Here is a 3470-nt window from a genome sequence, read left to right as displayed (position 1 = left end):
CCATGGGCCGCTCCTACAGGACAGCCGGAAGGCGCCGTTGTTCCGGCTGAACGCGGCGGCATGCCGTGTGCGCTCTTTTCCCGGCGCCTACGCCGGTCCCGGTATCATCGCCGCAGGCCGCGCCGCGGCCATTGCGTCCAAAGGAGATCGAATGCTCATCCAGGTCAACACCGACAGCAACATCCAGAGCGACGAATCGGTCGTGCGGCACGCCGAGGAAACCATCGCTAACGCGCTGGCGCGGTTCTCCGGCCAGGTCACCCGCGTGCAGGTGCACCTGAGCGACAGCAATGCCGGCAAGGGCGGCGCCCGCGACAAGCGTTGCTCGCTGGAAGCGCGCCTGGACGGCCGCCCGCCGGCGGCCGCGTCCGACGATGCCGACACCGTCGCCGCGGCGATCAGCGGCGCCGCCAAGAAGCTGCAGCGCGTGCTGGAGAGCTCGCTGGGCAAGCTCGGCTGACCGCGATGGCGCCGGTGCCCGGCATCGAGGCGCCCGATCCGCAACCGCTGCGCGGTCGCACGGTGCTGGTCACAGGCGGCGCGCAGGGCATCGGCCGCGGCATCGCCCAGGCCGCGCTAGGGGCCGGCGCGTCGGTAGCGATCGGCGACCTGGACGGCGACGCCGGCGCGGCCTGCCTGCGCGACTGGAACGTCGGCGAGCGAGCCACCTTCCATCGGCTCGATGTCGGCCGCGAAGCCCCGGTGCGCGGATTCGTCCGCGCCGCACTGCGCGCGCATGGCCGGATCGATGGCCTGGTGAACAACGCGGGCATCGCCGATCCCGCGACCGGCCCGCTGCAACGGCTGGAGCTGGCGAAGTGGCGCAGCTACCTCGACGCGCACCTCTCCGGCACGTTCCTGTGCAGCAAGCACGCGCTCGCGGCGCTCGCCGCCCACGGCGCCGGCAGCATCGTCAACATCGCCTCGACGCGGGCGCACCAGTCCGAGCCCGACACCGAGGCGTATGCCGCGGCCAAGGGCGGCCTGCTCGCCTTCACCCACGCCCTGGCGATCAGCGCCGGGCCCGCCGTGCGCGTCAACTGCATCAGCCCGGGCTGGATCGCCACCGACGCCTGGCGCAAGCCGACCGCGCGCCGCACCCCGAAGCTGCGCCCGCGCGACCACGCCCAGCACCCGGCCGGGAGGGTCGGCACCCCGGAAGATGTCGCCGCGTTGGCGGTTTACCTGCTCTCCCCGGCCGCGGCCTTCGTCACCGGCCAGGAGTTCGTGGTCGACGGCGGGATGACCCGGAAGATGCAGTACGTCTAGGGATTCGCGGCGGCTCCGGAACGCGGCGCGCCCCGGCGACCGAAGCGCATCCCGCGGAGCGGAGCGGCCTACAGCCTCCTGTCCCCCGCCCTGTCCAGATCGAGCACCGGTCCCTTCGGCACGATGCCGGTCGGATTGATGTGGCGTTGGCTCTGGTAGTAGTGCCGCTTGATGTGGCCGAAGTCCACGGTGCCCTCCACCCCCGGGTGCTGGTACAGCTCGCGGGTGTAGAACCACAGCGCCGGGTAGTCCACGACCCGCCGCAGGTTGCACTTGAAGTGGCCGTGGTACACCGCATCGAACCGCAGCAGCGTGGTGAACAGCCGCCAGTCCGCCTCGGTCAGCGTCTCGCCGCACACGTAGCGCTGCTCGGACAGCAGGCCCTCCAGCCAGTCGAGCGTCTCGAATACCTCCGCCACCGCTTCGTCGTACGCCTCCTGGCTACGCGCGAAGCCGGCGCGGTAGACGCCGTTGTTAAGGTTGTCGTAGACGCGCTGGTTGACCTGGTCGATGCGCCCGCGCAGCGGCGGTGGATGGTAGTCGCCGGAGGCCGCACCGACGCCGTCGAACGCCGAGTTGAACATCCGGATGATGTCGGCCGATTCGTTGCTGACGATGCGACCGGTCTGCTTGTCCCACAGCACGGGCACGGTCACCCGCCCTGTGTAGCCCGGATCCGACTTGGCGTAGAGCTGCCACAGGCAGTCCACCCCGTTCGCATCGTCGGCGATCACCCCGGGCGCCTCGCGGAAGGTCCAGCCGTCCCCCGCCATCAGCCAATGCGTCACCGACAGCCCGATCATCTCCTGCAGCCCCTTGAGCTCGCGGAAGATCGCCGCCCGATGGGCCCAGGGGCAGGCGCGGGCGATGTACAGGTGATAGCGCCCGGGCTCGGCCCTGAACCCGCCCTCGCCCTCCGGTCCGGCCGCACCGTCCGCCGTCACCCAGCTGCGGAATACCGACGACGGCCGCTGCAGCCGGCCCTTGTCGTCCACCGGGATCTCCTCGTCGCTGTGCCACTTGCCGTCGATGAGCATGCCCATGCCCGTACCTCGCGATCCGTACCAGGCAGCAGTGTGCCGACCGGGCCATCAACGCGACGTGCGGGCGTCGGCGGTCGGCCGCCCGCCCGGCCGCGCGGTGCGACACGGCGTCTCCGCCGCGTCGGCGTGTCGCCCCGACCGTGCTCAGGGGAACCGTCTCCAACCGCTCCTGGAGCCCGGGGCTTGAAAGGCGCGGCCGGGGCCTCATCTACCCGGCGCCCGCGGTCGGAAAAGTGCCGGATTCAGCTACACCATCGCGCGATTTTGACGGCAGGCGATCGATACTCCGCCAACCCAGAAGGCCCCCAAGCAGGATCGCATCATGTCGGTCGAGTTCGATTCCCGCATCACCCCCGCCGACTCCCAGCCCGACGAAACAGCCGCCCCGGCCCGGGTTCCGGACCAATCCTTGTCCCCTGAAAACCCGGCGCCGAGCCTGTCGCTCCCGGAAGCCGCCTCGATGCTCGAAGAAGGCCTGTGTCGCCTGGTCGCACGCGGCCTGCCCGACGATGCCTTCTGGAGCGCCTTCTCCGCCCTCTACAGCAACCTGGCGGCCGAACTCGCCGGTCCCGAGCGCACCCGTCTCGCCTACCACGCCGACTACGCGCTCGCCCGCATGGGCCTGCCGGTGTGGACGGTCATGCAGCAAACCCTCCAGGTAGCGACCAGGGACACGCTGCCTCAGGATGACTCACCGCCAGTCGCGGCGGCGGCGTAGGCCATCGCCGTCGGCATCAGGCGCTCGGCGTGAGAACATTGTCGCCTCCCCCTAAATCGGTCCAACCCTAGCTGGAGGTCTCCGGGCACACTACCGCCCAGGAGGCCACCGATGCGCAAGAGCAAATTCACCGAGAGCCAGATCGTCCACACCCTCAAGCAGGTCGAGGCTGGACGGCAGGTCAAGGACGTCTGCCGCGAGCTGGGGATCTCGGAAGGGACCTACTACGTCTGGAAGTCCAAGTACGGCGGAATGGAGGCGGCGGACATCCGTCGACTGAAGGAGCTGGAGGAGGAGAACAGCCGCCTGAAGCGGATGTACGCGGACCTGGCGCTCGAGGTCACTGCGCTCAAGGACGTCATCGCAAAAAAGCTGTAGGTCCGGCTGTCAAACGCCAGCTGATGGCCGTGCTCCGAGAGGAACACGGCTTCAGCGAGCGC

Annotated in this window: 4 protein-coding genes and 1 pseudogene; 4 read left to right on the top strand and 1 reads right to left on the bottom strand. The window is 69.9% G+C overall.

Annotation, left to right across the window (positions count from 1 at the left end):
• The first annotated feature begins 151 nt into the window (after window positions 1-151).
• Window positions 152-460: an HPF/RaiA family ribosome-associated protein gene (locus tag H0E84_RS09530; protein WP_180678415.1), complete on the top strand. Its 309-nt coding sequence runs from the start codon at window positions 152-154 to the stop codon at window positions 458-460.
• A 5-nt stretch (window positions 461-465) separates the two neighbouring features.
• Window positions 466-1269: a glucose 1-dehydrogenase gene (locus H0E84_RS09525; protein WP_180678414.1), complete on the top strand. Its 804-nt coding sequence runs from the start codon at window positions 466-468 to the stop codon at window positions 1267-1269.
• Window positions 1270-1337: 68 nt separating this feature from the next.
• On the opposite strand, the gene H0E84_RS09520 is transcribed toward H0E84_RS09525, so the two are convergent.
• Window positions 1338-2312, bottom strand: coding sequence for a glutathione S-transferase family protein (locus H0E84_RS09520; protein WP_180678413.1), 975 nt, complete (start codon window positions 2310-2312; stop codon window positions 1338-1340).
• A gap of 322 nt (window positions 2313-2634) precedes the next feature.
• On the opposite strand from H0E84_RS09520, the gene H0E84_RS09515 reads away from it, so the two are divergent.
• Both H0E84_RS09515 and H0E84_RS09510 read left to right on the top strand, forming a co-directional pair.
• Window positions 2635-3030: a hypothetical protein gene (locus tag H0E84_RS09515; RefSeq protein ID WP_180678412.1), complete on the top strand. Its 396-nt coding sequence runs from the start codon at window positions 2635-2637 to the stop codon at window positions 3028-3030.
• A gap of 111 nt (window positions 3031-3141) precedes the next feature.
• Window positions 3142-3470: pseudogene (locus tag H0E84_RS09510) on the top strand (transposase); the annotation flags it as partial.

This window comes from Luteimonas salinisoli (assembly GCF_013425525.1).
Lineage (GTDB): Bacteria > Pseudomonadota > Gammaproteobacteria > Xanthomonadales > Xanthomonadaceae > Luteimonas > Luteimonas salinisoli.
The sequence above is the reverse complement of the archived record's forward strand: the minus strand, read 5'-3'. Positions and strand labels throughout refer to the sequence as shown.

What these genes read in the sequence shown, in the direction of transcription:
- H0E84_RS09525 (WP_180678414.1), top strand. Translation starts at nt 466, where the DNA reads ATGGCGCCGGTGCCCGGCATCGAGGCGCCCGATCCGCAACCGCTGCGC.
- H0E84_RS09515 (WP_180678412.1), top strand. Translation starts at nt 2,635, where the DNA reads ATGTCGGTCGAGTTCGATTCCCGCATCACCCCCGCCGACTCCCAGCCC.
- H0E84_RS09520 (WP_180678413.1), bottom strand. Translation starts at nt 2,312, where the DNA reads ATGGGCATGCTCATCGACGGCAAGTGGCACAGCGACGAGGAGATCCCG.
- H0E84_RS09530 (WP_180678415.1), top strand. Translation starts at nt 152, where the DNA reads ATGCTCATCCAGGTCAACACCGACAGCAACATCCAGAGCGACGAATCG.